The organism is Synechococcus sp. Cruz-7E5, from assembly GCF_024345995.1.
Classification (GTDB): Bacteria; Cyanobacteriota; Cyanobacteriia; order PCC-6307; family Cyanobiaceae; genus Regnicoccus_A.
Map to the genome: position 1 here is coordinate 15077 of NZ_JAGQCE010000006.1, position 25829 is coordinate 40905.

Annotated in this window: 18 protein-coding genes and 1 pseudogene; 8 read left to right on the forward strand and 11 right to left on the reverse strand. The window is 64.1% G+C overall.

Features of this window, described 5'->3' with window-relative positions; all coding sequences use genetic code 11:
* Positions 1 to 298: 298 nt before the first annotated feature.
* Positions 299 to 925 (reverse strand): annotated as a pseudogene (locus KBY77_RS08605) (precorrin-8X methylmutase); the annotation flags it as partial.
* On the opposite strand from KBY77_RS08605, the gene holA reads away from it, so the two are divergent.
* The 3 genes from holA to KBY77_RS08620 are packed head-to-tail and all read left to right on the forward strand — an operon-like array spanning position 918 to position 5057.
* Entirely contained in the window at positions 918 to 1886 is a 969-nt protein-coding gene (gene holA / locus KBY77_RS08610; protein ID WP_255103224.1) for a DNA polymerase III subunit delta, read from the forward strand. The pseudogene KBY77_RS08605 and the gene holA sit on opposite strands and share 8 nt — an antisense overlap.
* Positions 1887 to 1917: 31 nt before the next feature.
* Positions 1918 to 3723 (forward strand): aspartate kinase, encoded by a 1806-nt coding sequence (locus tag KBY77_RS08615; protein WP_255103226.1) that lies wholly within the window; start codon positions 1918 to 1920, stop codon positions 3721 to 3723.
* Positions 3723 to 5057: a sugar transferase gene (locus KBY77_RS08620; RefSeq protein WP_255103228.1), complete on the forward strand. Its 1335-nt coding sequence runs from the start codon at positions 3723 to 3725 to the stop codon at positions 5055 to 5057. The genes KBY77_RS08615 and KBY77_RS08620 overlap by 1 nt, the downstream gene beginning before the upstream one ends.
* Positions 5058 to 5108: 51 nt before the next feature.
* Here KBY77_RS08620 and KBY77_RS08625 read toward each other — a convergent pair whose 3' ends face one another.
* The 7 genes from KBY77_RS08625 to KBY77_RS08655 all read right to left on the reverse strand — a co-directional run bounded on the left by KBY77_RS08625 (position 5109) and on the right by KBY77_RS08655 (position 16093).
* Positions 5109 to 6422 (reverse strand): glycosyltransferase, encoded by a 1314-nt coding sequence (locus KBY77_RS08625; protein ID WP_255103230.1) that lies wholly within the window; start codon positions 6420 to 6422, stop codon positions 5109 to 5111.
* Between the two features lie 119 nt (positions 6423 to 6541).
* Entirely contained in the window at positions 6542 to 8155 is a 1614-nt protein-coding gene (locus tag KBY77_RS08630) for a hypothetical protein (RefSeq protein ID WP_255103232.1), read from the reverse strand.
* 34 nt (positions 8156 to 8189) lie between these two features.
* Positions 8190 to 10070 carry a hypothetical protein gene (locus KBY77_RS16615; RefSeq protein ID WP_255103234.1) on the reverse strand — a complete coding sequence of 627 codons (1881 nt, stop codon included), beginning with the start codon at positions 10068 to 10070 and terminating at the stop codon, positions 8190 to 8192.
* 3 nt (positions 10071 to 10073) lie between these two features.
* Positions 10074 to 12617 (reverse strand): Mur ligase family protein, encoded by a 2544-nt coding sequence (locus KBY77_RS08640; RefSeq protein WP_255103236.1) that lies wholly within the window; start codon positions 12615 to 12617, stop codon positions 10074 to 10076.
* Between the two features lie 43 nt (positions 12618 to 12660).
* The gene (gene uvrB, locus KBY77_RS08645) at positions 12661 to 14667 is read right to left on the reverse strand and encodes an excinuclease ABC subunit UvrB (RefSeq protein WP_255103239.1); all 2007 of its coding nucleotides are present in this window, start codon (positions 14665 to 14667) and stop codon (positions 12661 to 12663) included.
* A gap of 139 nt (positions 14668 to 14806) precedes the next feature.
* Positions 14807 to 15238 (reverse strand): phage holin family protein, encoded by a 432-nt coding sequence (locus tag KBY77_RS08650; RefSeq protein WP_255103241.1) that lies wholly within the window; start codon positions 15236 to 15238, stop codon positions 14807 to 14809.
* A gap of 99 nt (positions 15239 to 15337) precedes the next feature.
* Positions 15338 to 16093, reverse strand: coding sequence for a DUF561 domain-containing protein (locus KBY77_RS08655; RefSeq protein ID WP_255103515.1), 756 nt, complete (start codon positions 16091 to 16093; stop codon positions 15338 to 15340).
* A 138-nt stretch (positions 16094 to 16231) separates the two neighbouring features.
* Here KBY77_RS08655 and tilS point away from each other — a divergent pair, with 138 nt between their 5' ends.
* Both tilS and KBY77_RS08665 read left to right on the forward strand, forming a co-directional pair.
* A complete protein-coding gene (gene tilS, locus KBY77_RS08660) occupies positions 16232 to 17200 on the forward strand; it encodes a tRNA lysidine(34) synthetase TilS (RefSeq protein WP_255103243.1) in 969 nt (322 codons plus the stop codon).
* The gene (locus KBY77_RS08665; protein ID WP_255103245.1) at positions 17200 to 17763 is read left to right on the forward strand and encodes a hypothetical protein; all 564 of its coding nucleotides are present in this window, start codon (positions 17200 to 17202) and stop codon (positions 17761 to 17763) included. The genes tilS and KBY77_RS08665 overlap by 1 nt, the downstream gene beginning before the upstream one ends.
* 31 nt (positions 17764 to 17794) lie before the next feature.
* Here the strand turns inward: KBY77_RS08665 and KBY77_RS08670 are convergent, their stop codons facing one another.
* The 3 genes from KBY77_RS08670 to KBY77_RS08680 form a co-directional block, all read right to left on the reverse strand.
* Complete coding sequence (locus KBY77_RS08670) at positions 17795 to 19807, reverse strand: ribonuclease J (protein ID WP_255103247.1); 2013 nt, start codon at positions 19805 to 19807, stop codon at positions 17795 to 17797.
* A 98-nt stretch (positions 19808 to 19905) separates the two neighbouring features.
* Positions 19906 to 20829 (reverse strand): 4-hydroxy-tetrahydrodipicolinate synthase, encoded by a 924-nt coding sequence (gene dapA / locus KBY77_RS08675; RefSeq protein ID WP_255103249.1) that lies wholly within the window; start codon positions 20827 to 20829, stop codon positions 19906 to 19908.
* Positions 20826 to 21929: an aspartate-semialdehyde dehydrogenase gene (locus tag KBY77_RS08680; protein WP_255103251.1), complete on the reverse strand. Its 1104-nt coding sequence runs from the start codon at positions 21927 to 21929 to the stop codon at positions 20826 to 20828. Before KBY77_RS08680 ends, dapA begins: the two co-directional genes overlap by 4 nt.
* A gap of 403 nt (positions 21930 to 22332) precedes the next feature.
* Between KBY77_RS08680 and tig the strand changes: the two genes are divergently transcribed.
* The 3 genes from tig to clpX all read left to right on the forward strand — a co-directional run bounded on the left by tig (position 22333) and on the right by clpX (position 25804).
* Positions 22333 to 23685, forward strand: coding sequence for a trigger factor (tig, locus tag KBY77_RS08685; protein ID WP_255103253.1), 1353 nt, complete (start codon positions 22333 to 22335; stop codon positions 23683 to 23685).
* A gap of 47 nt (positions 23686 to 23732) precedes the next feature.
* Positions 23733 to 24374, forward strand: a complete 642-nt coding sequence (gene clpP, locus KBY77_RS08690) for an ATP-dependent Clp endopeptidase proteolytic subunit ClpP (RefSeq protein ID WP_255103254.1) — start codon at positions 23733 to 23735, stop codon at positions 24372 to 24374.
* Between the two features lie 89 nt (positions 24375 to 24463).
* Complete coding sequence (gene clpX / locus KBY77_RS08695; RefSeq protein WP_255103257.1) at positions 24464 to 25804, forward strand: ATP-dependent protease ATP-binding subunit ClpX; 1341 nt, start codon at positions 24464 to 24466, stop codon at positions 25802 to 25804.
* Positions 25805 to 25829: the final 25 nt, after the last annotated feature.

Here is a 25829-nt window from a genome sequence, read left to right on the forward strand (position 1 = left end):
CCAGGGCGACAAATTCGGCGTCGAAGCGGCCGACCCGCTCCTGGGCGCGGATCGCCTCCTCCACATCCCAGAGCTCCCGGTTCACCCCCTCGAGCTGTCGGCCCAGCTCCGCCACGACGCCCTCGCCATCCCCCAGGCCCAGCTGCTGGGCCACGGCCTGGAGCTGATCGAACTCGGCGCACACATGACGGGCGCGCTCGGGCTCGACGATTCGTTCGCGCTTGATCGCCAGGATGGTGAGCTTGTCGATCAGCTCCCCCACGGCCACAGGCACCAGAGGCCGCGGGGCCCCACGCTGCCGATCCAGCCAGGCCCGGCGGAGCAGGGCGTTGCAGGTGGCTCCCACCAGGCCAGCGCCGCCCTTGCTGCCCTCGAGCCGGATCTGGGGCAGATCACTGGCGGCCAGGCGCCGCTTGCTCTCGGCCACCCCCACGAAGCCCACCGGCATGCCGATCACCAGGGCCGGCTGACTGGCGCCGCCGGGCTGATCGAGCAGGCGCTCCAGTGCGGTGGGGGCACTGCCGATCAGCACCACCGCCCCGGGGCAGGCCGCCAGGGCCGCCGCCATGCCCTCGGCCGTACGCGTGCCGCCCGGCGGCGCAACGGCCGGCGCCCATTCGAGAATGCTGCGCACCGGGTTGGCGAAGGTGCGCCGGCTCATCGGTGTGACGGCCGCAGCCGCCATGGCCGTGTCGGTGAGGATCACCGATCCGGCGGCCAGGGCCTGCAGTCCCCGGGCGCAGGCCTCGGCGCTGAAGCGCAGGTCGGCCGCGATCGCCAGATCACCGCTGCTGTGCACCAGGCGCTCAAGCACCTCCTGCTGCACCGGATCCAGATCGGTGGGGCCCAGCCACTGGCGGATACGCCTCACACTTTCACTGAAGATCGGATGATCCAGATCCAAGCCAGGCCGCCCCATGCCCATCCATCTCTACTGGGGTGACGACGAGGCCGCCAGGACCCGGGCGATCGAAGACCTGATCAACAGGGAAGTGGATCCGGCCTGGCACAGCATCAACCTCACCCGCCTCGACGGCTCCGACTCCGCCCAGGCGTCGCAGGCCCTGAGTGAGGCACGCACGCCGCCCTTCGGCGGCGGTTCCCGGCTGGTGCTGCTGCAGCGCAGTCCCTTCACCAGCGCTTGCTCGGCTGAGCTGGCCAGCCAGCTGGACGCCTGCCTTGACCTGATTCCCGAGAGCTGCCACCTGGTGCTGGTGGGCAGCGGCAAACCCGATGCCCGCCTGCGCACCACCAAGGCCCTGAGACAACGGGCCCTGGAAAAGAGTTTTCAGCTGCCATCGGCCTGGGATGGAGCCGGCCTTGTGGAGCTGGTGGCGCGCACGGCGCGGGAGCTGGGGGTGACCCTGGCGGCGGGAGCCGCCGAAGCCCTGGCGGAGGCGATCGGCAGCGACAGTGCCCGGTTGAGCAGCGAGCTGGAGAAGCTGGCGCTTTACAGCGGCAAGGCACCGGTGCAGGTCGCGGCGGTGATGGCCCTTGTGGGCGGCCACAGCACCACTGCCCTGGCCGTGGGGGATGCCCTGCTTGAGGGGAACGCCGGTGAGGCCATCGCCCTGGTCGACGACCTGCTGCAGGCGGGGGAGCCGGCCCTGCGGCTGGTGGCCTCGCTCACCAGCCAGGTCCGGGGCTGGCTGTGGGTCTGCCTGCTGGAGAGCCGGGGCGAGCAGGACGTGACCGTGATCGCCAAGGCGGCCGGCATCGGCAACCCCAAGCGGATTTACGTGATGCGCCGGCAGATCCGCGGGCGGAGCCCAGCGCGCCTGCTGACGATGCTGGCCCAGGTGCTGGAGGTGGAGGCCGCCCTCAAACGGGGCACCGAGGCCGGTGAGGCCTTTCGCGATGGGCTGCTGCTGGCCACCGCCCGATAATCGCGGCATCCCATCACATCTCCCGAGCGGAATGGCCCTGCTGGTTCAGAAATTCGGGGGAACCTCCGTCGGCAGCGTGGAGCGGATCCAGGCGGTGGCGCGGCGGATCGCCGCCAGCCGGGAGCAGGGCCACGACCTGGTGATCGTGGTCTCGGCGATGGGCCACACCACTGATGAGCTCACCTCCCTGGCGAGGGCGCTCTGCCCTGAGCCTCCCCAGCGGGAGATGGACATGCTGCTGGCCACGGGCGAGCAGGTCTCGATCGCCCTGCTGGCCATGGCCCTGCACAGCCTCGGCGTGCCGGCCGTCTCGATGACGGGGGCCCAGGTGGGCATCGTGACCGAGTCAGCCCACGGCCGCGCCCGCATCCTTGAAGTTCGCACCGAGCGGCTGCGCAAACGGCTCGAGGATGGCCAGGTGGTGGTGGTAGCCGGCTTCCAGGGCACCAGCAGTGGCAGTGCCGGCACACCTGAGATCACCACCCTGGGCCGAGGCGGCTCCGACACCTCCGCCGTGGCCCTTGCCGCCGCCCTGGGGGCCGACGCCTGCGAGATCTTCACCGATGTGCCCGGGGTGCTCACCACCGACCCGCGCCAGGTGAGCGATGCCCAGCTGATGGAGGAGGTGAGCTGCAACGAGATGCTTGAGCTGGCCAGCCTCGGTGCGGCGGTGCTGCATCCCCGGGCCGTCGAGATCGCCCGCAACTACGGCGTGCCCCTGGTGGTGCGCTCCAGTTGGAGCGATGCGCCCGGCACCCGGCTCACCAGCGGCATGCCCCGGCCGATCGGCAGCGAGGGACTGGAACTGGGCCGCCCGGTGGACGGGGCGGAACTGGAGAGCCAGCAGGCGGTGCTGGCCCTCACCCGGGTGCCCGATCACCCCGGGGTGGCCGCCCTGCTGTTCGAGGCCCTCTCAGCAGCCCAGCTGAATGTGGATCTGATCGTGCAGGCCACCCACGTCGGCGCCAGCAACGACATCGCCTTCACCCTCTCGGAGAGCCAGCTGGACGCCGCCCGGGAAGTCTGCCGGGGCCTTTTGCAGACGCTGGGGGTGGAGGACGGCGCCCTGAGCACCCAGGCGGGGCTGGCCAAACTCAGCATTTCCGGAGCCGGGATCATGGGGCGGCCCGGCATCGCCGCACGCCTGTTCGACACCCTGGCCCGCTACGGCATCAACCTGCGCATGATCGCCACCAGCGAAGTGAAGGTGAGCTGCCTGGTGGAGGGAAGCCAGGGAGCTCGGGCCCTGCGCGCCGCCGCCGAGGTGTTCGAACTGCAGGAGCACCAACTGCACCAGAACCCGCTCCCATGCAACGTTAATGATCCGGCGGTGCGCGGGGTGGCCCTCGACCGCGACCAGGCCCAGGTGGTGGTCCGCCAGGTGCCCGATCGTCCCGGCACCGCCGCAGCCGTCTGCCGTGCCCTGGCCGATGCCGGCATCAGCCTCGACACCATCGTCCAGTCGGAGCGCACCCATGGCTCAGCCCCCCAGCTCAGACGTGACATGAGCTTCACCCTGCGCCGCGACGACCTCAACCGAGCCCGGCAGGCCCTGCAACCGGTGCTTGCCCCCTGGCCGGAGGCACGCTTCGAAGAAGGCCTGGCCATAGCCCGGGTCAGCGCCGTGGGCGCCGGCATGCCCTGCACTCCCGGCACTGCCGCCCGCATGTTCCGGGCCTTGTCGGAGGCCGGGGTGAACATCGAAATGATCGCCACCAGCGAGATCCGCACCAGCTGTGTGGTGGCGGAAGCCGATGGGGTCAGGGCCCTGCAGGCGGTTCATGCCTGCTTCCAGTTGGGCGGCAGCACCGCCGCTGCCGTGGAGGCCATGGCCTAGTGCACTGGCTCCGCCACCGCCGCTGGCTGGCCCTGGCCGCGGGACTCGATGCCCTCGGCGTCAGCCTGTTGGCGGCCTGGATCGACCGGGAGCGGGATGGCTTTCTCGAGAATCAACTGCCCCTGCTGGTGATGCTGGTGGCGATCTATCTCAGCCTCGGCTGGCTGTTCGGATCGTTCACCCTGGTCAAGATGCGGCGTCTGCGCTGGAGCCAGCTGGTGGTGCGCCTGGCTATCACCAGTTCGGCCACCACGGCCAGCGGTGCCGTGCTGGGCTGGCTGTTGCGCACGGCCCCCGAGGTGACCCTGCTGCACCGCGGCAGCCTGCTGCCCCTGTTCGCCCTGGCGGCGCTCTGGAGTGGTGGGGTGCGGCTGCTGTTGCGCCAGCTGGCCCACGCCACCCGCCAGGATCATTGGGAGATCGTCAGCCTGCCCGCGGAGCAGGAGGCGATCCGCAGGGAATGGGAACGGATCGGTGCGATCAAGGCTCCCCCCATCCATGCGTTCAGCCAGGACATGACCCAGCTGGTGGCTGGACCGACGGGCAATGAGAGCAGTGGTCTTGCTCTCAGCCAGGGGGTTCTCGACCAGCCCGACGGGCTCGACATCTGCGTCTGGGCCTTGGGGGAGGATCGACCCGTCACCTCCCTGGCCCTGGCGGCCGAGCAGGAGCTGCAGCGGATCCCGCCCCGCTGGGTGGTGGATCGGTGGCTGCTGTTCTCCGATCGCGGCGATCAGCGCAGTGGCGGCTTCGAGCGCCAGCTCAAGCGCTATGCCGATGTGATGGTGAGCCTGCTGCTGCTGCTGATCTGCACCCCGGTGCTGGCCTTTGCGGCGGTGCTGATCCGCCTGAACGATGGGGGGCCTGTGCTCTACCGGCAGTGGCGCACTGGCCTGCAGGGGAAGCGCTTCGAGGTGATCAAACTGCGCACGATGGTCCCCGATGCGGAGGACGAGGGGGAGGCGATCTGGTCGGGGCCGAACGACGGACGCATCACGCCGGTGGGCCAGTGGCTGCGGCGCACCCGCCTCGATGAGCTGCCCCAGCTGATCAATGTGCTGCGGGGAGAGATGAGCCTGATCGGCCCGAGGCCGGAGCGCCCCGAGCTGGAGACGGACCTTGAGCGGCGCATTCCCAATTACCGGCTACGGCACTGGATCCGGCCGGGCCTGAGCGGCTGGGCCCAGGTGAATATGCCTTACAGCTCCACCATGGAGGACGCTGAACTGAAGCTGAGCTACGACCTCTTTTACCTGCGCAACAGCAGTGTCTGGCTGGATCTGCTGATCCTTTTCAAGACGATCAAGATTGTGCTCAAGGCCGCCGGACGTTGAGATCCTGGGCGTGGCCAACCAGCATCTGATCACAGACAAAGAGGTCAGAGCTCACTGCAACGAAAAAGTTGGCAGAAAGTTCGCAACGGTGCAGAGTTCAATATCTATGGCTCCAACATCGGTGAAATCCTGATTCGTCTCTCTTGTTCGCTCAATGAATCGAGCCGTTCTATCCCGCTGCTTTGTCAACCTCAGCAAGCGGTCAGTCCAGTGAGCTCGGGGCAGGTCAGGCGTGAGGCCCTGAAGGCCAAGGAACCAGGGAATGAGTGAACTGATGAGCTCAAGCGAACCAGACGATCGACGCGGGAATGAAGGCATGGAAATTCTGATCGACCGAATAAAGTCATGCTGCGACTCGGTGAGCAGCAGAGGCTCGACCAACCTAATAAGATCTACTCCAGTTGCACTCAAAGCCGCAAGAAAACGAACAGGATGACTACTGTATGAATCGATGCAATTAGATGGCTGTATACTTTTCAAGAGAATGCATTGTCGCATCTTCTCAATGTCAGTGCGGCCAAGCGAATAGTCATTGTGGCAATCATACCAGCGGCCTCGCTCATACCGAACTGGGCAGAGATACATTGGATTCACCAACTCAGAAGCAGCAGCATGATCGCCACAAATCACTGGCACCCCCGCAAAGCTTGCCTCAACAAGAACCCGGCCAAGGGTCTCCAGATTGGAGGTGCTTGGGAAGAGGAGCACATCGATCTGAGCCAGAAAGTCCCAGATCTCACCGTGAGCGCAAGCAGGGAAATAGCGAAACACATCGGAAAAACCAAGAGCCTCTTCCAACGTTCGAGCAACCAACCGTGGATGACAACTGGGCGAATGGACATGCCCGCAGGCAAAGAGCCGAAAGCGACGGCCGATCGATGACGGAGACGTTGCATGGAGCTCAATCAGCAACCGAATGAGATCCGGAAAGTTCTTGTCTTCCGAAATGCGCCCAAGATAACCAAGAGTAAGATCTGATTCTGGCCTTATTGTGTGCTGCCGCCAAACACTCTGGCGCTCCGGGAAACAGGCCGACAATGGATAGCACAATAGCGTGGGGTATAATGCAGTTCTTGGGAAAAGCGCCTCATAGACACCACGAGCATAAAAACTAGAAACCAGAAGAGTATCATCACTTCTCAGCAAAGAATGGCAGAGATACTCCTGGAATAGATAGCTACTCCACAGAGCCGTGCGCACATCCCTGATAATACGAAATGCAAGCCGGAAGCGCTCCCGCAGATAAAAATAATAATGGGCATGAGGCCCCACATTGCTAACTACGCAATCAGTGCTGCCTAATATCTCAATTGCATAGGAGTCATCGGCAAGCAGCCTGTTAAAATCATGAAAACGAACATCCAAGCCAGTGCCTGGCCGATGCTTCAACAGCCAGGCAATGCTCTCGTGAGCCAGATTGACGCCATCACGCTGGGAAAGTGCTGGGTCGGTGTGGTAGTCATGAAGGGTAATTCTGATGGTTTTCAGATCAAACTCTCCCCATCCATATTCTCATCCAATGGCAGACCTGCCAAAGTCAGAATCGTTGCCGGCACATCCTCAAGTCGACCAGATCGCAGGGAGGTGCCCGGCTGAATGGCCGGACCAAGAACTAAAAGAAGACTACTGACCTCCGTGCCATGCATCACATGCCCGCCTGAGCGGAAGAAGGGAAGAGGCCCGATCCGTCCAAACTCCTCGCACTCCAATGCATCGGCCGGAGGACCTGACTCACTCCATCGCACGACCAGATCGGGCGGCACATCAGGCCTTTGCAATGGCGTGTCACGCATGATCAGCGCATCATGAACCAAGGGCCGACCCGTGCGTGGGTTGACACAACCCAACAGCAGGTTACGCAACTCCAACAGTATGTGACCAAACTCCGCCGGATTGATGAGGCCATGGGCTTCCCGCCCACACACGTTCAGACGCACATAGCCATCGGACACGCTGGGGAGCGCGAAGGCGCGCATCCGGGGCCAGAGATTCTTATACCAGTTGGCCGGATTCCAACTGAGCGGATCTGCCTCAGCTTCCTGCTCAAACGGGCTGGCGATCCGAGCCTTTGCTGCCTCCGCAACGGTTGTCCAGACCTCGGCCTTCCAGTGCTTGGCGTAGTCCAAGCGCGGGGAGGGGAGCGGCGATCCGGCCGAGAAGACTGATCCAATCGCCTGCTGACCAGGGAAAGCCCAGCGATAGAGCAGCTCAGGCAGAAGAGCCATGGTTGGCACATCCATCCGATTGGAAACCGTATGGTCAATGGTATAGACAACAAATGATGCCTTTCGATCGGCCAACGCATGCAGCTTGGCGATAGAGCTGTCGATTTCACGATAGATCTCCCCGAAAGTCGAGCTGCCCTTGTCAGAATCAGGGCCAAGGGGATGGTCATGGCACAAGTGCCAGAGCATATGGTTGGCTGTATGGCATTCTGAGTAAAGCGCAAGGAAGAGATCCCAGCGATCTGCTTGCAGAAGGTCCGCACAGATCGCCGTACGACGGCGGATCGATTCAAGCAGTTGCCTCTTCAAACGCAGCAGGTCCTGCTCGACGTAAAGACTGGGAAGCGGAACTGAGCGCTCCGCCAGACCTGAGATCGGATCAATCACCGACTGGAGGCCATCCTCGAATCGAGGATTTAGTCCATGCATGGCCTCAAGCTTCGCCAACAGCCCCTCGGGCTGGCTCATGGGTGCGCAGGCATTGAGCTCACTACCCCAGCCGGTGATTTGAACGCCATTGAGCCGACGAGCGATCGGTGCCGGCAGATCGAACACACAGATGTGGTTAGAAAGGTAACCGGAATAGAACAGAGGTGTTGAACCAAGTTTTTGATGTACAGACAGATTGGCATAGCAATATGTTTCGGCATCGAAGCTGGATCCTGGATTCTGCAAAGACTGGCCAGAAAGGAAAACATCCCAACAGGATTCGTTGCGAAACAGTTTGGTGTGCGTGCATGTGCCGATCGCGCCTTGCTCGCGCATCCTGGCCAGAAAGGGGAGATCTCCATCATCCATTGCAGCCAGAAGCAGATCGGCATTCGGAGCATCGATTCCCAGTGCAATGACCGGGTGATTTCCTGTAACCGCCATTGAACCGCAGCAATCGGATGGTTGAGGAGAAAGGCTAGGCTGGGGTGATCCTTGCACTATCACGGCTGCGCAGAACCTCAACGTGGGGCTTGATCAGCTGCAGGAGCCGTCTGACGGTGTCGCTCTCCTCCGCCGCCGATCCAAGCAGGGTGCCCGTGGTCAATCCAGCAGCCGGAAGGCCGCGCTGCAGAATTTCAGTAACGCTCATCACAATCAGGCCTGATCTCAAGACCTGATCATGAATCATGACCTGAGCGGCAGAGAAGCCGTTGGAAGGCTGACAAGCCAACAACTTTCCATCAATCCATACACCATCCGCAGTTGCCAGCCCATTGCAGTTCAGACGCTTCGCTAACAGATGGGCTTGCCCATGCAGGACTCCAGACTCCATTCCTTCAGGGACAACCAGAAGATGCAGCTCAACAGGACCTGCAGCCTGAACCATTGACGCCATGATTTCATGATAGATCATGGGAGTGTCACGAATACCGATCTGAGGTTGTGCGTTCACTTCGCAGATGACGCCACCACAGCATTTCCAAGACGCTTTAATGTCGGGAATGATCAGATCAACCCCTGCGATATCAAGACGGAAGATTCGTACAACCTGAAGAGCGAGGTCCAGATTATCAGGGTGGACCTGCTCATGGTGGACCAAGACATGGGAGCCACCGGCTGAAATGTTGGCTTTTCCACGCAGACGCACAACACGGCCAGCCTCTGGAATCGAATCGGAATTCAGACCCTGGTAGCCCAGATGCATAAGCGCCTCAGCATCGAGCTCGAGGCGCATCTTTCCTGACATTCGCAAGATCTTCTGATTCCTCTCCGTTGACTGCTCCCTGGCAACGAGCTCGGCAACGGTCATCCTGTCATCGCCAACCACTCCACCTGGAACTCGGTGCATGATCTTGACGACACGACCATGAGCCACCGTAAAGCGATAGTCATCTCCAATGATAAACTTCTCAACGAGAATTTTGCTTGATAACTTTGCTGCTTCACGATATGCCATCCCAACGGATTGAGCATCCCTCAATCCAGCAAAGACCCCACGGCCCTGCTCCTGGTCCGCTGGCTTGATCACCACTGGAAAACCCAGATCGCCAGCCAGTCGAATGGCCTCTTCCTCTGAGCGGCAAACCCTGTGGGTGGGTGCCGGTAGCCCATGGTGCTTAAGGAACATGGCTGTCCGCTCCTTGTCCTTGGCCAGAGCCACGGACATGAAGGGCGCATGATCCGTCAGTGAACTGTCGATCCAGCGCGTCGAGACACCATGACCAATTGCCATGATGTTGCTGTCGATCCGGGTGGCTGGCAGGGCGAGATCGTGGGCTGCCTTTGCAAAATAAAAGTTGTTGGTCCCCTTCAGGCCGAAGGCACTCAGGTGGCTGATCAACTGATCCCTGCTCCGGCGAATCTCATCTCCGCGATTGCTCACGGCGGCAGGAGATCGCGCAAAGGCATTGATCAGGGATTCCAGCCAGCGCAGAGTGTCGACAGAAGCCCTTGGAAAGGAGTAAGGAAGGATGAGATCATGGACCTCCATGGGGCCATCCCTGCTTTCGGACCTTGCAAGAGTCGAATGACAGGGAGCAAAGACGGGAAGATTGGCCCGCTGCTGAAGCTCAAGATGGGTCGTCAGAAGCACATCGAGCAGATTCAGCGAAAGGGACTCGCACCGCTCGTGCTCAGGACTGGAGACAGGCTCAACGATGCTGCAGAGAAAGTCTGTGACTTGATCCGCTTCCTCTGGAAGGTGGCGGCGGATCTCGATCCTCGCTTTGAGGATCGGCTGACAGATGCCGAATCCCATGCCTTGATAGGCCCGGAACTGGCTAGAAAAACGAACCAGGGGCACTTTGTCGTCTGGTGGCTGAGATCGATTGAACTGTTCGGCTGTAGGGAGCGACACGTCTCAGGCCTCCAGGTGGCTCGACCTTCCGATGGGTTCCGTACGGAGTGACTCCAGAATGATGGTCTTGGCCGTATGGACCTCAAGGGCATGGACCAGAACGGCATCACCAGGAGCAGCTTCATCAAGGAACGCGGGAATGGCTGCATGGACCTCGCCGACATAGCGGAGGTCCACGGTCGGATCGGCAGCGCGGCCAGCCGCGAGAACCATGGCAGCGACCTCATCCTCGACACGCCCAGCAAGCTTTTCGCCTCGGGCGATCCGGACCACGTCGAACAGACGGCAGGCTTCCGCTGCCATGCTGCACAGCCAGCGATCGGGGGCACTGAAGCCCACCCGAAGCAGGATACGAGTTCGGGAATTCTGCGCTGATCGGAGCGACTCCAGCAGCACCGCCAAAGCCTGGAGCGCCTCAGGCGACCCCGCCCAACTCAGCAGAACGGATCTCGACGCCGCCTCGATCCTTTCGGCCCGGCCTGGATTGAGACTGGCATCAAAGCCAAGAATCTGCTCCCGGATCAGATCCGGAGCCACACCCATCCGCTCGGCCATCACCGCCACGAATGCCGCTGAGATCACGGTCCCACGACACAGGCCTCCCCAGGCTGCTCGAATGTCGGCGGCCGGGATCATGCAGAGCTGGGTATCACCGCGACAAAGCACCACCACACCATCCGGCCCATCACTCCACAAAGCCGCCAGTCCTCCGGCCGCGAGATGGTCGAGGAGCAGCCCATGGGGCGGCATGGAGCCGACCAGGCAATGCTCACAGGCGGCCTGGCGGTCGTAGACCCCCCGCAACAGGGGATCGTCAGCATTGAGTACCAGGGCACGGGTGGCGGCGCGGGCCACCAGAGACTTGATCTGGAGCAAATCCTCCCGCGACGACACACCGTCCTCACCGAGGTGGGCGTCAAGGATGTTGAGAATCGCGCCGACATCGGCCTCGAACAACCGCAACCCACCCTTGAGCAATCCTCCTCGGGACACTTCACCCACCACGGCCTCGACGCGAGGATCCTGGAGAAACCGGCGGATGGTGCCGCCATGGGCTGAATCCTCCTGGTTGACGATCAGATCATCCAGTTGAGAACCCGAGGTGGAGCCGAAGGCCACCCGTCGCCGGGTGCCGCGCATCACATGGGCCAGCATGCGGGTAGTGGTGGTCTTGCCGATGCTGCCTGTCACCAGAGCTGTCGGGATTCGTGCCGCCTCCGGCCCTCCGGTCCAGCGGAGAACCAACCTGCGGCAGAGATCCGAACTTGGATCTGCCACCAGATGGGGGCGGAGGCCCGGTGAGAGGTTGGCTTCGAGGACTCGAAGCCCCCCCTCGGTCCAGGACCTGCCGACATCCAAGGCCATAACGTCAAGGCCAAGGACATCCGTGCCAAGCAGGGAGGCGACATCCAGAGCAAGACGACGGTTGTCAGCGTGGAGCCGATCCGTCACGTCCGTGGCCCCACCCCCCTGAGAGATGTTGGCGGTGCGGGAGAGTTGTACCCGCCGGCCAGCAGTGGGAACGGACGCCAGGGTCAGTCCCTGCCGCGCCAGTTCCGCCTCCAGACGTTCATCCAGGGGAATCCGGTTCATCAATCGCTCATAGGCCACACCGCGCCGGGGATCGTCATTGACGGACCTGATCAGTTCATCCAGGCAACGGAGCCCATCCCCACAGACTTCAGCGGGATGACGGCGGGCTACTGCCATGACCTCGCCGTCACAGATCAGGAGACGATGATCATGGCCAGGCAACACCTCTTGCACCAGTTGGGTCGATCCGTCACCTGCATTGACCTGCCAGGCCCGCTCGAGTGCGTCACGTTGATCCAACCCAACCCAGACGCCCTTGCCCTTGCCCCCCTCGGCCGGCTTGAGCACAACCGGCCAGCCGAGCTCATCAGCCGCCTTCATGGCTTGATTCCTCGTGCGGGCGATCCGTTGCCGGGGGAGGGGAAAACCATGACCAGCAAGGACTTGATGCAAGGCTTCCTTGCCGTGGAACAGCTTGGAGAACAGACTGGTGCGGTCGGTCAGGGTTTCATGCAGCAGGCGCCGCCGCGCACCATGTCCGAGTTGAAGGAACTGCTGGCCGGCCCTTTCGATGCGGAAAAAGGGCACACCAACAGCACAAGCGGCTCGTGCCAAATGGGCATGGGTCTGATTCCAGCGACGGCTGTGGAAAGCACGGCAGAGCTCGACATCCTCCGACGACGGACTGGTGCCACGGAAGGCGCCGTCGAACCAGCGGCAGAGGAACTGGCCAGCCAATCCTGCCCCAGGGCCATCATCGATGGGCAGCCAGAGCCTGAGCTCCGTTGCCGTCGCCGTCAGAATCCGTGATTCAGCCGGCTCTAGCCGGCAGGGCTCGGTCAGCGCCATCAGCAGCCGCGACATCACGACGGGCAGAGCCCCCCGGAGATCGACGCCGGCCAACACCGACAGGAACGGAAAGCCCTGGATCCAGTGGAACAGGGCTTCGGGCTTGGGCGAAGCGTTTCCCGGGAGATCAACGAAGTGGAGGACAGCACCGCTGGTGGGACCCATCAGATTGAGACCCTCAAGCAACTGGCAGCCGCACACTCTCACCTCATGCCCTCCCCACCAGCTTCTGACGCAGCTTCTTGATGCGATCGCGCAGGTTGGCAGCTTCTTCGAACTCCAGGTTCCTGGCGGCTGCTTTCATCTTGTCCTCCAGCTCCAGGATCAGCTCAGGCAGCGCATCGAGGGGCACCATCGCGAACGAGGCCTGCTCAGCCTCGGGTTGTGGCCCATCATCCTGAGCTCGTCTGGACACTTCCAGGAAGCTGAGGATGGCATTGCCAGCGCGCTTGCCTGCCGGGCTGGGGGTGATGCCGTGGGTCTCGTTATAGGTCTGCTGGATAGCCCGGCGCCGTTCGGTTTCGGAGATGGCACGGGCCATCGAGTCGGTGAGGTTATCGGCATAGAGGAGTGCCATCCCGTCCACATGACGGGCCGCCCGACCGATGGTCTGGATCAAGGAGCGCTCCGCCCGCAGGAATCCCTCCTTGTCGGCATCAAGAATCGCCACCAGGGACACCTCCGGCAGATCCAGTCCTTCCCGCAGCAGATTCACCCCCACCAGGGCATCAAAGTCGCCGTTGCGCAGATCCTGGATGATTTCGATCCGCTCGATCGAATGGATCTCCGAGTGCAGATAGCGCACCCGGACGCCATTTTCAGCCAGGTAATCGGTTAGGTCTTCGGCCATTCGTTTGGTGAGAGTGGTGATCAGCGTGCGCTCATCCCGCTCCGCCCGCAGCCGGATTTCACCGAGCAGGTCATCCACCTGGCCCTCGGTGGGGCGCACCTCCACCACCGGATCGAGCACACCGGTGGGGCGGATCACCTGCTGGGTCACATGGCCGTGGCTCTGCTCGATTTCCCACGTCCCTGGCGTAGCTGACACGAAGATGGTCTGGCGGGCCTTCGACCAGAACTCCTCGGCCTTGAGCGGACGGTTGTCGGCGGCACTGGGCAGCCGGAACCCATGCTCCACCAGCACCTGCTTGCGGGCCTGGTCGCCGTTGTACATCGCATGGAGCTGGGAGCAGGTGACGTGGCTCTCATCCACCACCAGCAACCAGTCGTCGGGGAAATAGTCGATCAGGCACTCGGGCGGTGTACCGGCCTGGCGGCCCGCCAGGTGGCGGGCGTAGTTCTCGACGCCATTGCAATAGCCCACCTGCTGCAACATTTCCAGGTCGTAGGTGGTGCGCTGCTCCAGCCGCTGGGCCTCCAGCAGGCGGCCTTGGCCCTGAAGGTGCTCCAGGCGCTGGTGCAGTTCCTCGCGGATCGCCGCGATCGCTGAATCGAGCCTGTCCTTGGGGGTGACGAAGTGCTTGGCAGGATAGATATTTATAGTTTCCAAACTCTGCAGGATTTCGCCGGTGGTCGGATCGACATAGCGAATCGCCTCCACTTCATCGCCAAAGAGTTCGATGCGCACCAGCCGGTCTTCGTAGGCGGGGCCGATCTCGAGCACATCCCCCTTCACCCGGAAGCGGCCACGCCCGACTTCGATGTCGTTGCGGGAATACTGGTTGTTCACCAGCTCGCGCAGGGAACCGCGCAGGTTAAGAGGCTCACCCACCTGAAAGCGCACCGCAGCCTTGAGATATTCCGAGGGAATACCGAGGCCGTAGATGCAACTGATCGAAGCCACAACGATTACATCCTGGCGCTCGAACAACGAGCGGGTGGCGGAGTGCCGCAGCATGTCGATCTCTTCGTTGATCGAAGCCGTTTTGGCGATGTAGGTATCTGAGACCGGAACATAGGCCTCCGGCTGGTAGTAGTCGTAGTAGGAGATGAAATATTCGACAGCGTTGTTAGGGAAGAACTCCCGCAACTCATTGCAGAGCTGGGCCGCGAGAGTCTTGTTGTGGGCCAGCACCAGAGCCGGACGACCGGTGCGGGCAATCACGTTGGCAATGGTGAAAGTCTTGCCGGTGCCCGTGGCACCCAGCAGGGTCTGGTATCGCTCACCCCCATCAACACCGTCCACCAGGGCTTCGATGGCCGTTGGTTGGTCGCCCTTGGGCTCGTAGGGAGCCTGGAGCTCAAAGCGCGCCATGGCCGCTGGTTCCAGGTGGCCCCTGGATAAAGACAAAATTGATCCTAGGAATAAGCCCCTACTTGTGCCCGCCTGCAACACGGTCGGCTAACCGCATCAACCTCGGCAAACAACCAGCTGCGGCAGGCCCTCAGATCACTCAGCCAACGCCGACTGCCGCGGAGAGAGCGGCCGACGCTCGAGTGAAGCTCACATCAAGGCCAAGCCAGCCCAGGATCAAGGTGCTGAGCACGCTGTAAACGATGGCACCGAGGGCCGCGCTGATCAGACCGTTCTTGAGCCGGAAGCCCTGGATCAACCAGGCCGCCAGGGCAAACAGCACGATCGTGATCACCCAGTTGTAGACAGCGGTGATCGGTGTCACCATGCCGCCCAGGCTGGTGAGGGCCCAGGGCAGCGCCAGCACCAGCCTCAATGGCCAGATCAGCAGCGTTCCCAGCAGGCCGATCACCGCTGCTGAGAGCAGGGCGGTGCCAAAACTGTTGAATTCGACTCCGAGGGGCAAGACTCCCACGAACAACAGCACAAGAGCCCGGATGGGCCATTGCAGGAGCCAGAGGAACGGGCCCATATCAGAAATCACGGCGTCGGGGTCACGCTAATCAAAGCCCCCTGACTTGGCCAAGTCAGGGGTGTTGAACCGTCACAAGCAGGCGGTGTACTCGTGTCCTCAGGCGACCGACACCCGCGCCGGGGCAAGAGATTCACGCAGGCCGCGCACCACCGCCACCATGGCGAGTTCGTCATCAAGCCTGTTCACTGCCGAGCCCACACCCACCCCATGGGCACCGGCAGCGATGGCCAGGGGCAGGGTGACGGCCGACAGTCCGGAGGCGCAGAGCACCGGCAACTCAACCGCCCGGCTGATGGAGTGGGCAGCCGCCAGGGTGGGCGCTGCTTTCTCAATCAGGCCAAGGGCCCCGGGACTGAAAGGACGGGCGCTGGTGCCGCCTTCGGTCTGGATCAGGTCGGCGCCGGCAGCGGCCAGATCAATGGCCAGCTGCTGCTGTTGATCAAGGGGGAGCCCATGGGGCACCGTGACCGAGAGCACCACTTCCGGCAACAGCTCCCTGGTGTGCCGGGTCAGAGCGAGCACCTCCTCGGCGCCGAAGATCCGACCTTCGGGGTAGAACGAATCGAAATTGCCGATCTCCACCATCGCGGCGCCAGCGGCCACAGCGGCGGGGAACAGCTCCGGATCGACGGCCGAGACGCAGACCGGCAGGCCGGAGGCCGTAGCAGCCAGGCGCACAAGATCGGGATCGCAGGCCACATCGAGCAGGTCGGCGCCACCGGCTCCGGCCGCCCGGCTGATCCGCTCCACGCTGGCCGCCTCGAAGTTGCGCAAGCCGGCGATCACCTTCAACAGCCGCCGGGAGTGAAGCGCCGCTTGCAGGGGAGCAGGCAGGCTGGTGAGGCGCGACATCGGCGAGCGGGGCATATAGCAACGATTCTCCCATGGGGTCCCCTGCAGCACCGGCTGCACCGGCGTCTGCTGGCGGACCCCCAGCTCCTGCCCAGGGGCAGCCGCCTGCTGCTGGCCATCTCCGGTGGCCAGGACTCGATGGCCCTGACGGCCCTGCTGCTGGAGCTGCGACGCCTGCACGACTGGGAGCTTCACCTCTGGCACGGCAACCACGGCTGGCGAGAGGAAGCCGCCGATCAGGCCGCTGAGCTGGCGGCCTGGGCCGGCGGCCTGGGCCTGCCGATGTGGGTGGAGAACGCCCCCGCTGGGCCTGCCGCCCCCACCGCCGGCCAGGAAGAGGCTGGGCGCCGCTGGCGCTACGAGCGGTTGAACCAGCAGGCCCTGAGCCTGGACTGCCCCCGCGTCGTGACTGGCCATACCGGCAGCGACCGGGCGGAGACCCTGTTGTTCAACCTGGCCAGGGGTTGTGGGCTGCGGGGGCTGTGCAGCCTGCGAGCACGCCGTCCCCTCAGCGGCAGCATCGATTTGGTGCGTCCCTTGCTCGGCTTCTCGCGAGCAGAGACCGCAGCCTTCTGTAAGCAGCAGCGCCTGCCTTTGTGGCTGGATCCCAGCAATACCGATCTCCGCTTCAGCCGCAACCGGCTGCGCCTGGAGGTGCTGCCGGTGCTCGAGCAGCTCCATCCCGGGGCCTGGCGTCGTCTGAGCGCCACGGCCGAACGCCTGGAAGCCAGCGAGGGCATCACCGAGGAGCTGGCCCTGCTGGCCCTCGCGGCCCTGCAGGCGCCGGCTGCCCTCCCGGCTGCAGGCCAGTCAGAGCTCGGACCAGGGCTTCAACGCGAACGGCTGAGCGAGCTCTCCGCCAGCTGTCAGGAGCGGCTGCTCGATCTCTGGCTGGAGCGCAGCGCCGGGGTGCGGCTGGGGGCCCGGAACCTTGAATCCCTACGCCGCCGGTTGCAGCTGAGCCAGGGGCCTGGCAGCCTGGAATTGCCCGGAGGCAGGAGCCTCCTCTGGGACCGGCAGAGCCTGCGGCTGCAACCGGTCCCGAGCGAGCACGCGGATCCATCCGGCCCTGCCGAACCCGGTGCGGCCTCAGCCCCCTCCAACTGATGACCTCCAGCGGCTTCGATCAGGCTTACAAGAGCGTGGAGCTGGCCTACAGCCAGGGGCGCTTCGCCGAAGCCCTGCAGGAGGGGCAGGACCTGCTGGAGAAAACACCACTTGAGGCCAGTGATCCCCACAGCCTGCGACTGAAACTGCTGCTGGGGCACATTCACTTCTACGGACTGCGCCAGCCCGAAGACGCCGGCGAGCTGTACCGCCAGGTGCAGACCACCGCCGCCAAGGGGAGCACATACAACGACCTGGCCGCGGAGGGACTGGCACTCTGCGAGCAGAGCCGACCCGTGCCCAGCGAGGCGGCAGCCATGCCCTGGGCCACGGATCTGGCATCGATGGGGTCAGCCCCCCTGAGCCTGGCCCCGGCTCCTCCGGACAGCGGCCTCGAAGACGAGAGCAGCGTGGACGGGACACCCCAGGCCGTGGAAGCTGTGCGGGTGGAAGTGCTGGCCGAACCGGCCAGCTCCAGCCGCGATGTCCCAGGCGAACGCCGTTTCAGCCCAGAAGAGGAGGCTGAGCTGGCCAAGGGTCTGCTGCGGGTGGTGCTGGGCTGAGCGGCAGCGTGGCCGCCCAGCCCGCTGCCGCTCAGCTGGCGGCGGTGGAGCGACGACGACGCACCCGGTTGGCGGGCATCTCCGGTTCCTCCCGCTTGGCCTCTGCGACCTGCACAGCGGGTGCGCTTACGGGGGTCATGACGGCGACAGGCGTCGCGGCCACGGCCGCGACAGCACCGGAAGCCTGTACCCGCTGGGGAGCAGGTGCGTGGTTGCGGATCACAGGTTCACGTCCTGAACTTTCCCGGCGAGCGCCGCGGGGGGCTGGACGGCTGTCGGGCTCGGCATCAGCACGGCCCTTGTAGGCCGGGGTGCCCGCCGGAGCTGGCTGCACCAGGCAGATGATCAAGGGTTCCACCTGCAGTTCGCGCCGCAAGCGGCGCTGGAGGCCCACCTCGATTTCCCTCTGAACGCCCACCCAATCGACCTCGGGGGCCGTGCCACCGGTGTTGCGGGCCAGCTGATTCCAGCGGTTCTCCAGAACCCAGCCGATCTCCCGCTCGGCCCAGACCGAGAGCCGGCGGGCATCAGCGGTGGTGACCACACCGCGCAGGTTGACCCGCGGCGGGGCGCCCATCACGCCATCGGTACTGATCACGGTCAGCAGGGTGATCACCCCGTCTTCGGCCAGTTGCTGACGTTCCTTGAGCACACGGTTGTCGACGATGCCGTTGCGGGAGGCATCCAGCAGTTCGATGCCGGCCTTGACCGGATCCCCCTTGTGAATGGTCGTGGGGGTGAGCTCCACCACATCACCGTTGTCGATGATCAGCATGTTGTCGGCGGGAATTCCCATCGACTGGGCCGTGCGCGAGTGGCACACGAGCATGCGGTGCTCCCCGTGGACAGGGACGAAGAACTTGGGCCGGGTGAGCGCCAGCATCAGCTTGTGGTCTTCCTGGCAGCCATGGCCAGACACGTGGATGCCTTCGCCTTTGCCATAGACCACCTTGGCCCCCATCATCATCAACCGGTCGATGGTGTTCACCACCGAAATGGTGTTGCCGGGGATCGGGCTGGCGGAGAAGATGATCGTGTCGGTGGATTTCACCTGCACCTGGGGGTGCTCTCCACGGGAAATGCGGCTGAGGGCGGCGAGCGGTTCACCCTGGCTGCCGGTCATCAGCAGAAGCGTTTCACGATCGGGAAGATCGCGAATCTGCTTGATCGGCACAAACAGCTCGTCAGGGCAGCGGATGTAGCCAAGCTCACGCGCTTTGGCGATCACGTTGAGCATGGAGCGGCCAAGCAGACCAACCTTGCGGCCATGCTTCATCGCCAGCTCCAGGATCATCGAAACCCGGTGGACGGAACTGGCAAACGTGGTGACGATCACCCGGCCTTCGGAATTGGCGAAGTGACGATCGAGATTGGGGAACACCGACCGCTCGGGCGGGGTGAATCCGGGCACCTCGGCATTGGTGGAATCGCTGAACAGGCAGAGCACTCCCTGCTCGCCGTAGTGGGCCATCCGCTGGATGTCGAAGTATTCACCATCGACAGGGGTGTGATCAAACTTGAAATCGCCGGTAAAGATCACCACACCCACGGGGGTGGTGATCGCCAGGCTGAAGCTGTCGGCGATCGAGTGGGTGTTACGGATGAACTCCACCTGGAAGTGCTGGCCCACCTTGACCACATCCCGGGGGCTCACCGTCTGGATCACGGTGCGATCGGTGACGGCAGCCTCTTCCATCTTCCCCTGAAGCATCGACATGGCCAGCCGCGGGCCGTAGATCACGGGGATGCTGAAGTTCTTGAGGTGGTGGGGAATGCCGCCGATGTGATCTTCGTGACCATGGGTCACGATCATGCCGCGGATGCGCTTCTGGTTTTCACGCAGATAGCTGGTGTCGGGCAGCACCACGTTGACTCCGTGCATGCCATCGCTGGGGAAGGCCAGGCCGGCATCCACCAGCATCAGCTCATCGCCGTATTCAAAAACACAGGTGTTCTTGCCGATCTCATGAAGCCCGCCGAGGGGAATCACCCGCAGGGCGGGCTGTTTGTTGGCGGGGGAGGTCTTGTTGTTGCTTGAGCTCATGGGGTGGGTAACGAAGGGGTGCAGAACAGAGGAACGGGATCAGGGTGTTGCTGGTGCGAGAACTCCAGGCCGCACTGCGCTGGAGCTAAGCCATGGCGTCAGGTAGGACGCAGGGCAGCCAGGGCGGAGGTCAATCGGGCACGGACGTCGCTGTCGGCGGAGACCAGCGGAAGACGGGGGGACCCCACGGGCCAGCCCTCCAGTTCAAGGGCGGCTTTGACGGGAATGGGATTGGTGGTGGCGAACAGGGCCCGGCAAAGGGGCAGCAGGCGTTCGTGCAGGGCCAGAGCCGCAGCCAGCTCACCGGCGAGGAAGGACGAGATCATGCGCTGGATCTCGCGCCCCACCAGATGGCTGGCCACGCTCACCACGCCGACAGCACCCACCGCCAGCATCGGCAGGGTCAGGGCATCGTCGCCGCTGTAGATCGCCAGCCGGTCGCCGCAGAGCAGCCGCAGCTGGCTGACTTCATCGGTGCTGCCACTGGCGGCCTTGTAGCTGACCACGTTGGGGAGGTCGAGCAGGCGGGCCGTGGTGCGGGGCTCAAGGCTGCAGCCGGTGCGGCCGGGGATGTTGTAAAGCATCACCGGCAGGCCTGGGGCCGCCTGGGCGATCGCACGGAAATGGGCTTCCAGCCCATCCTGGGGCGGCTTGTTGTAGTACGGGACTACCACCAGGGCCCCATCGGCGCCTTCCTCGGCCGCCCGCTCGATCGCTTCGATCGCCTCGGTCGTGCAGTTGCTGCCTGTGCCGGCGAGCACCAGGGCTCGGCCCTCGACGGCCCGCTTCACCGCCTCGAACAGCTCGTGCTGTTCCTGCCAGCTCAGGGTGGGAGATTCACCGGTGGTGCCGCACAGCACCAGTCCATCTGAGCCGTTGTCCACCAGGTGAGCAGCCAGGCGAGCAGCCAGATCGAGGTCAACCGAGCCATCAGGGCTGAACGGAGTGACCATCGCGGTGAGCAATCGACCGAAGGGCGGTTGCGGCTGACTCGCGACGCTCTGTTGAGCCGTGGTACTCAAACGGCACCTCCGACACTGGAAGCGGATGGGACACCCGCCGTCTGGGTGGCGGCCTCTCGCCAGGCCGGATCCAGCAGCAACTCGGCGATCTGCACGGCGTTGAGGGCCGCCCCCTTGCGGATCTGATCACCACAGAGCCAGAGCTCGAGGGCGTTGGGATCGCTGATGTCCTGGCGAATGCGTCCCACCGCCACCGGATCCCGGCCGGTTACATCGGTGGGCATCGGAAAGCGATTGGCGGCGAAATCCTCCAGCAGCTCCACCCCTGGTGCCTGCGCCAGCAGGGCCCTGGCCTCCTCGACGGGGAAGGGTTGCTCGAACTCGATGTTCACCGCCTCGGAGTGGGCCCGCAGCACCGGCACCCGCACACAGGTGGCCGAGAGCCGCAGCTCCGGCAGAGCCATGATCTTGCGGGTTTCGTGCAGCATCTTGAGCTCCTCCTCGCAGTAGCCGCTGGGCTGCAGAGGAGAGTTGTGCAGGAAGAGATTGAAGGCCAGGGAGTGGGGCAGCACCTCGCTCACCGGCTCGCCCCCGTCCAGCACGGTGCGGCTGAGCTTCCGTAATTCCTCCATCGCCCGGGCCCCTGCACCGCTGGCCGACTGATAAGTGCTCACCACCACGCGGCGGATCGGACGGCGAGCCTGGAGGGGTGCCAGGGCCAGGGTGAGCAGGATCGTGGTGCAGTTGGGGTTGGCGATGATCCCCCGGTGGCCCAGGGCCGCCTGGGGGTTCACCTCCGGCACCACCAACGGCACCTCGGGATCGAGGCGGAAGGCACTGGAATTATCGATGACAACTGCGCCAGCTGCCGCCGCCACCGGCGCCCAGCGCCGTGAGATCGAGCCGCCGGCCGAGGCCAGAACCACATCCACGCCCTCAAAGGCGGCGGCGTCGACAGCCTCGATGGGGAGCTCGCGCCCTTGCCACACCAGCCGGCGTCCAGCTGAGCGGGGGGAGGCCAGCAGCCGCAGTTCACCGACCGGAAAGCGGCGCTCAGCCAGCAGAGCCAGCAGCTCCTGTCCAACGGCGCCAGTGGCACCGAGCACAGCCACCGTCAGGGGACGGCTGGGGAGTGGGTGAAAGGAGGAGGTGCTTGACAACGGCAGTAGAGGGGTGAATGCACTGGTCGTGAAGGCTGGACCCGTAGCTCGCAAAGGGGTACGACCCGGGCTCGGCTTGCGGCGGACGCTACGGCCTGAACAGAGGTGAACCTGATGGGCAGGGCTGAGCCTTCAGGCAAGAACTGGAGGGGAGAGGAAAGGGTTGCAGAGGAACAGGAAAACTTCGAGAGCCTGAGCCAGCGTCTCGCTCCGTGGGGCGGAGGGAGCTGAGCACGGAGGACCTGAGGCTCGGAATGGAACCAGTTGGTCCTGGTGGATATCAACGACCACATGTCGTTGAGCACACAATACGCGGCCTGGGTCTCAGGCGGGTCCGCTGGAGGGGCTGGAGCACGAGTTCATAGGATCAGGGGCTGCATCGCCGCGGCCCGGCCGTTTCGCCATGAGCTCCGCCCTGAAGGTCAAGACCAGCCCCCGCCCCGGCAGCCGGCTGGCGCTGGAGGTGGACGTCCCAGGCGGCCGCTCCCAGGCCAGCTACGAGGCCGCCGTGGTGAAGCTGAGCCGCAGTGTGCGCCTGCCTGGATTCCGCCAGGGCAAGGTGCCCCGGCCGGTGCTGCTCCAGCAGATCGGCCCGCTGCGAATTCGCGCCACCGCCCTCGAAGACCTGGTGGACAGCGTCTGGCGTGATGCCCTGGAGCAGGAGAAGATCGAGCCTCTCAGCAGCCCCGAGCTGAGCGGTGGCTTCGAGGCCCTGCTGGAGCGCTTCAGCCCCGGTGAAGACCTCACCCTCACCCTCGAGCTGGATGTGCAACCCACCCCCAGTCTCAAGGCCACCAAAGGACTCACGGCCGAAGCTGAGCTGATCAGCTATGAACCCGCACGGGTCGATGAGATGCTCGAGCAATCGCGCCGCCAGCTGGCCACCCTGGTGCCGGTGGAGGATCGACCCGCCGCCACTGGCGACGTGGCGGTGGTGGCCTTCAGCGGCAGCTTCGTCGACACCGGAGCGGCGATCGAGGGCGGCAGCTCCGATGCCATGGAGGTGGAGCTCGAGGAGAAGCGAATGATTCCCGGCTTCGTGGCGGGCATCCTCGGCATGGTCGTGGGCGAGGAGCGCGAGGTGAACTGCCGCTTCCCCGACGACTACCCCCAGGAGGAGGCTCAGGGCCGCGAGGCCAGCTTCAGCATCACCCTCAAGGAACTCAAGGCGCGCGAACTCCCCGCCCTCGATGACGCCTTCGCCAAGGAGGCCAGTGACAAGGACACCCTCGAGGAGCTCAGAGCCGATCTTGAGACCCGCCTGCGTGAGGACGCCGAGCGGCGGGCCCGCAGCAGCCGCCACGACGCCCTGCTGGCGGCACTGGTTGAGCAGCTGGAGGTCGACCTGCCCGAGACCCTGATCCAGCAGGAGATCCGCTCGCTGATCGAGCAGACCGCCTCCCAGATCGCCCAGCAGGGGATGGATGTGAAGAAGCTGTTCAGCCCTGACCTGGTGCGCAGCCTGATGGACAGCTCCCGCCCGGAGGCCGAGCAACGGCTGCGGCGCAGCTTCGCTCTCAAGGCCCTGGCCGAAGCCGAAGGCATCCGCCCGGAGGCCGCGGCGATCGAAGCCAAGGTCAAGGAGGTCAGTCAGGGTCTGAGCGACACCAGTTCGATCGATCCGCTGCGCCTGCGCGAAGCCGTGGCCGAGGATCTCCTGCGCGAGAGCCTGCTGGAGTGGCTCGAGGCCAACAGCACTGTCACCGAGAAAGCCCCTGAGGTCGAGACTGCTGACGGCGCCGACGACCAGGCCTGAGGCGGCCATAGATTGACGGTCTGTCCCGTTTCCCCTGCCCCAGCCGCGTGATCGAAGCCATTCGCTCCCATCCGATCCACAACAGCTGGCAGGCCTCGCCAGGCGTGCTGCCCACGGTGGTGGAGCAGTCGGGGCGCGGCGAGAGGGCTTTCGATATCTATTCGCGCCTGTTGCGGGAGCGGATCATCTTCCTGGGCACCGGTATCGACGATCAGGTAGCCGACTCCCTGGTGGCCCAGCTCCTGTTCCTGGAAGCGGAAGATCCCGAGAAGGACATCCAGATCTACGTCAACTCACCGGGCGGCTCCGTCACGGCCGGGCTGGCGATCTACGACACCATGCAGCAGGTGGCTCCTGACGTGGTGACCATCTGTTATGGCCTGGCGGCCAGCATGGGGGCGTTCCTGCTCTCGGGTGGCGCCAAGGGAAAGCGCATGGCACTGCCCAGCGCGCGGATCATGATCCACCAGCCCCTCGGAGGCGCCCAGGGACAGGCTGTCGACATCGAGATCCAGGCGAAGGAGATCCTCTTCCTCAAGGACACCCTCAACGGTCTGATGGCGGAGCACACCGGTCAGCCGCTCGAGAAGATTGCCGAAGACACCGACCGGGACTACTTTTTGTCTCCCCCCGAAGCCGTCAGCTACGGATTGATCGATCGTGTCGTGGATGACACGACTCCGGTTTGATCCTTAAGGTCTGCTGACGAACCACGGGTTCCGGCCGATCCTGGAATTCCGGCCCCTGCCCTACCCCCTGACCAGGACGCCCCAGCCCGATGGCCAAGTTCGACGCCCATCTCAAGTGCTCGTTCTGCGGCAAGTCTCAGGAGCAGGTGCGCAAACTGATAGCCGGACCCGGGGTCTACATCTGCGACGAATGCATCGATCTCTGCAATGAGATCCTTGATGAGGAGCTGGTTGAAAGCCATGGCAGCGCCAGGCCTCACGGGGACCACGGTCGCAAGCCAGCCGTCAAAAAGAGCAGCAAGCCCGCCCCCACCCTGGCGACCATCCCCAGACCCAAGGAGATCAAGGCCTTCCTCGATCAACAGGTAGTGGGCCAGGACGAGGCCAAGAAGGTGCTCTCGGTGGCGGTCTACAACCACTACAAGCGCCTGGCCTGGCAAGGAGACGGAAAGGGTGAGACCGACCGCAGCGCCACCCGCCTGCACAAATCGAACATCCTGCTGATCGGCCCCACCGGCAGTGGCAAGACCCTGCTGGCCCAGACCCTGGCCGAACTTCTTGATGTGCCGTTCGCGGTGGCCGACGCCACCACCCTCACCGAGGCGGGCTACGTGGGTGAGGACGTGGAGAACATCCTGCTGCGCCTGCTGCAGAAGGCCGACCTCGACGTGGAGCAGGCCCAGCGCGGCATCATCTACATCGACGAGATCGACAAGATCGCCCGCAAGAGCGAGAACCCCTCGATCACCCGCGATGTGTCCGGCGAAGGGGTGCAGCAGGCGCTGCTCAAGATGCTGGAAGGCACCGTCGCCAACGTGCCGCCCCAGGGGGGACGCAAGCATCCCTACCAGGACTGCATCCAGATCGACACCAGCCAGATCCTGTTCATCTGCGGCGGCGCCTTCGTGGGCCTCGAAGACGTGGTGCAGCGGCGTCTGGGGCGCAATTCGATCGGGTTCCTGCCCGCTGATGGCCGCGGCCGCGGCCACCGCGAACTCAAGGCCAGCCACGTGCTGCGTCACCTTGAACCCGACGATCTGGTGCGCTACGGCCTGATCCCCGAATTCACCGGCCGGCTGCCCGTTAGCGCCGTGCTTGAGCCCCTCGATGTGCGTTCCCTGGAGTCGATCCTCACCGAACCCCGCGACGCCCTGATCAAGCAGTTCCAGACGCTGATGAGCATGGACAGCGTGCGCCTGGAGTTCGAGCCCGGCGCCATCGAGGCGATCGCCCATGAGGCCCACCGCCGACGCACCGGTGCCCGTGCCCTTCGCGGCATCGTCGAAGAGTTGATGCTGGATCTGATGTACGACCTCCCCTCCAACACCGAGGTCAGCACCTACACGATCACCCGCGAGCTGGTGGAGCAACGCAGCAAGGCCAAGGTGCTCCCCTATCCCAGCGTGGTCAGCCAGCAGGAATCGGCCTGAACGGCAATCCACCCCTGACCGTCCT

Excerpts from the sequence above, each read along its gene's own strand:
- KBY77_RS08650 (WP_255103241.1), bottom strand. The coding sequence starts at position 15,238 with ATGGGCCCGTTCCTCTGGCTCCTGCAATGGCCCATCCGGGCTCTTGTG.
- holA (WP_255103224.1), top strand. The coding sequence starts at position 918 with ATGCCCATCCATCTCTACTGGGGTGACGACGAGGCCGCCAGGACCCGG.
- KBY77_RS08670 (WP_255103247.1), bottom strand. The coding sequence starts at position 19,807 with ATGAGCTCAAGCAACAACAAGACCTCCCCCGCCAACAAACAGCCCGCC.
- KBY77_RS08640 (WP_255103236.1), bottom strand. The coding sequence starts at position 12,617 with ATGGGTCCCACCAGCGGTGCTGTCCTCCACTTCGTTGATCTCCCGGGA.
- uvrB (WP_255103239.1), bottom strand. The coding sequence starts at position 14,667 with ATGGCGCGCTTTGAGCTCCAGGCTCCCTACGAGCCCAAGGGCGACCAA.
- tig (WP_255103253.1), top strand. The coding sequence starts at position 22,333 with ATGAGCTCCGCCCTGAAGGTCAAGACCAGCCCCCGCCCCGGCAGCCGG.
- KBY77_RS08615 (WP_255103226.1), top strand. The coding sequence starts at position 1,918 with ATGGCCCTGCTGGTTCAGAAATTCGGGGGAACCTCCGTCGGCAGCGTG.
- KBY77_RS08655 (WP_255103515.1), bottom strand. The coding sequence starts at position 16,093 with ATGTCGCGCCTCACCAGCCTGCCTGCTCCCCTGCAAGCGGCGCTTCAC.
- tilS (WP_255103243.1), top strand. The coding sequence starts at position 16,232 with ATGGCCCTGACGGCCCTGCTGCTGGAGCTGCGACGCCTGCACGACTGG.
- clpX (WP_255103257.1), top strand. The coding sequence starts at position 24,464 with ATGGCCAAGTTCGACGCCCATCTCAAGTGCTCGTTCTGCGGCAAGTCT.
- KBY77_RS08630 (WP_255103232.1), bottom strand. The coding sequence starts at position 8,155 with ATGGCGGTTACAGGAAATCACCCGGTCATTGCACTGGGAATCGATGCT.
- KBY77_RS08665 (WP_255103245.1), top strand. The coding sequence starts at position 17,200 with ATGACCTCCAGCGGCTTCGATCAGGCTTACAAGAGCGTGGAGCTGGCC.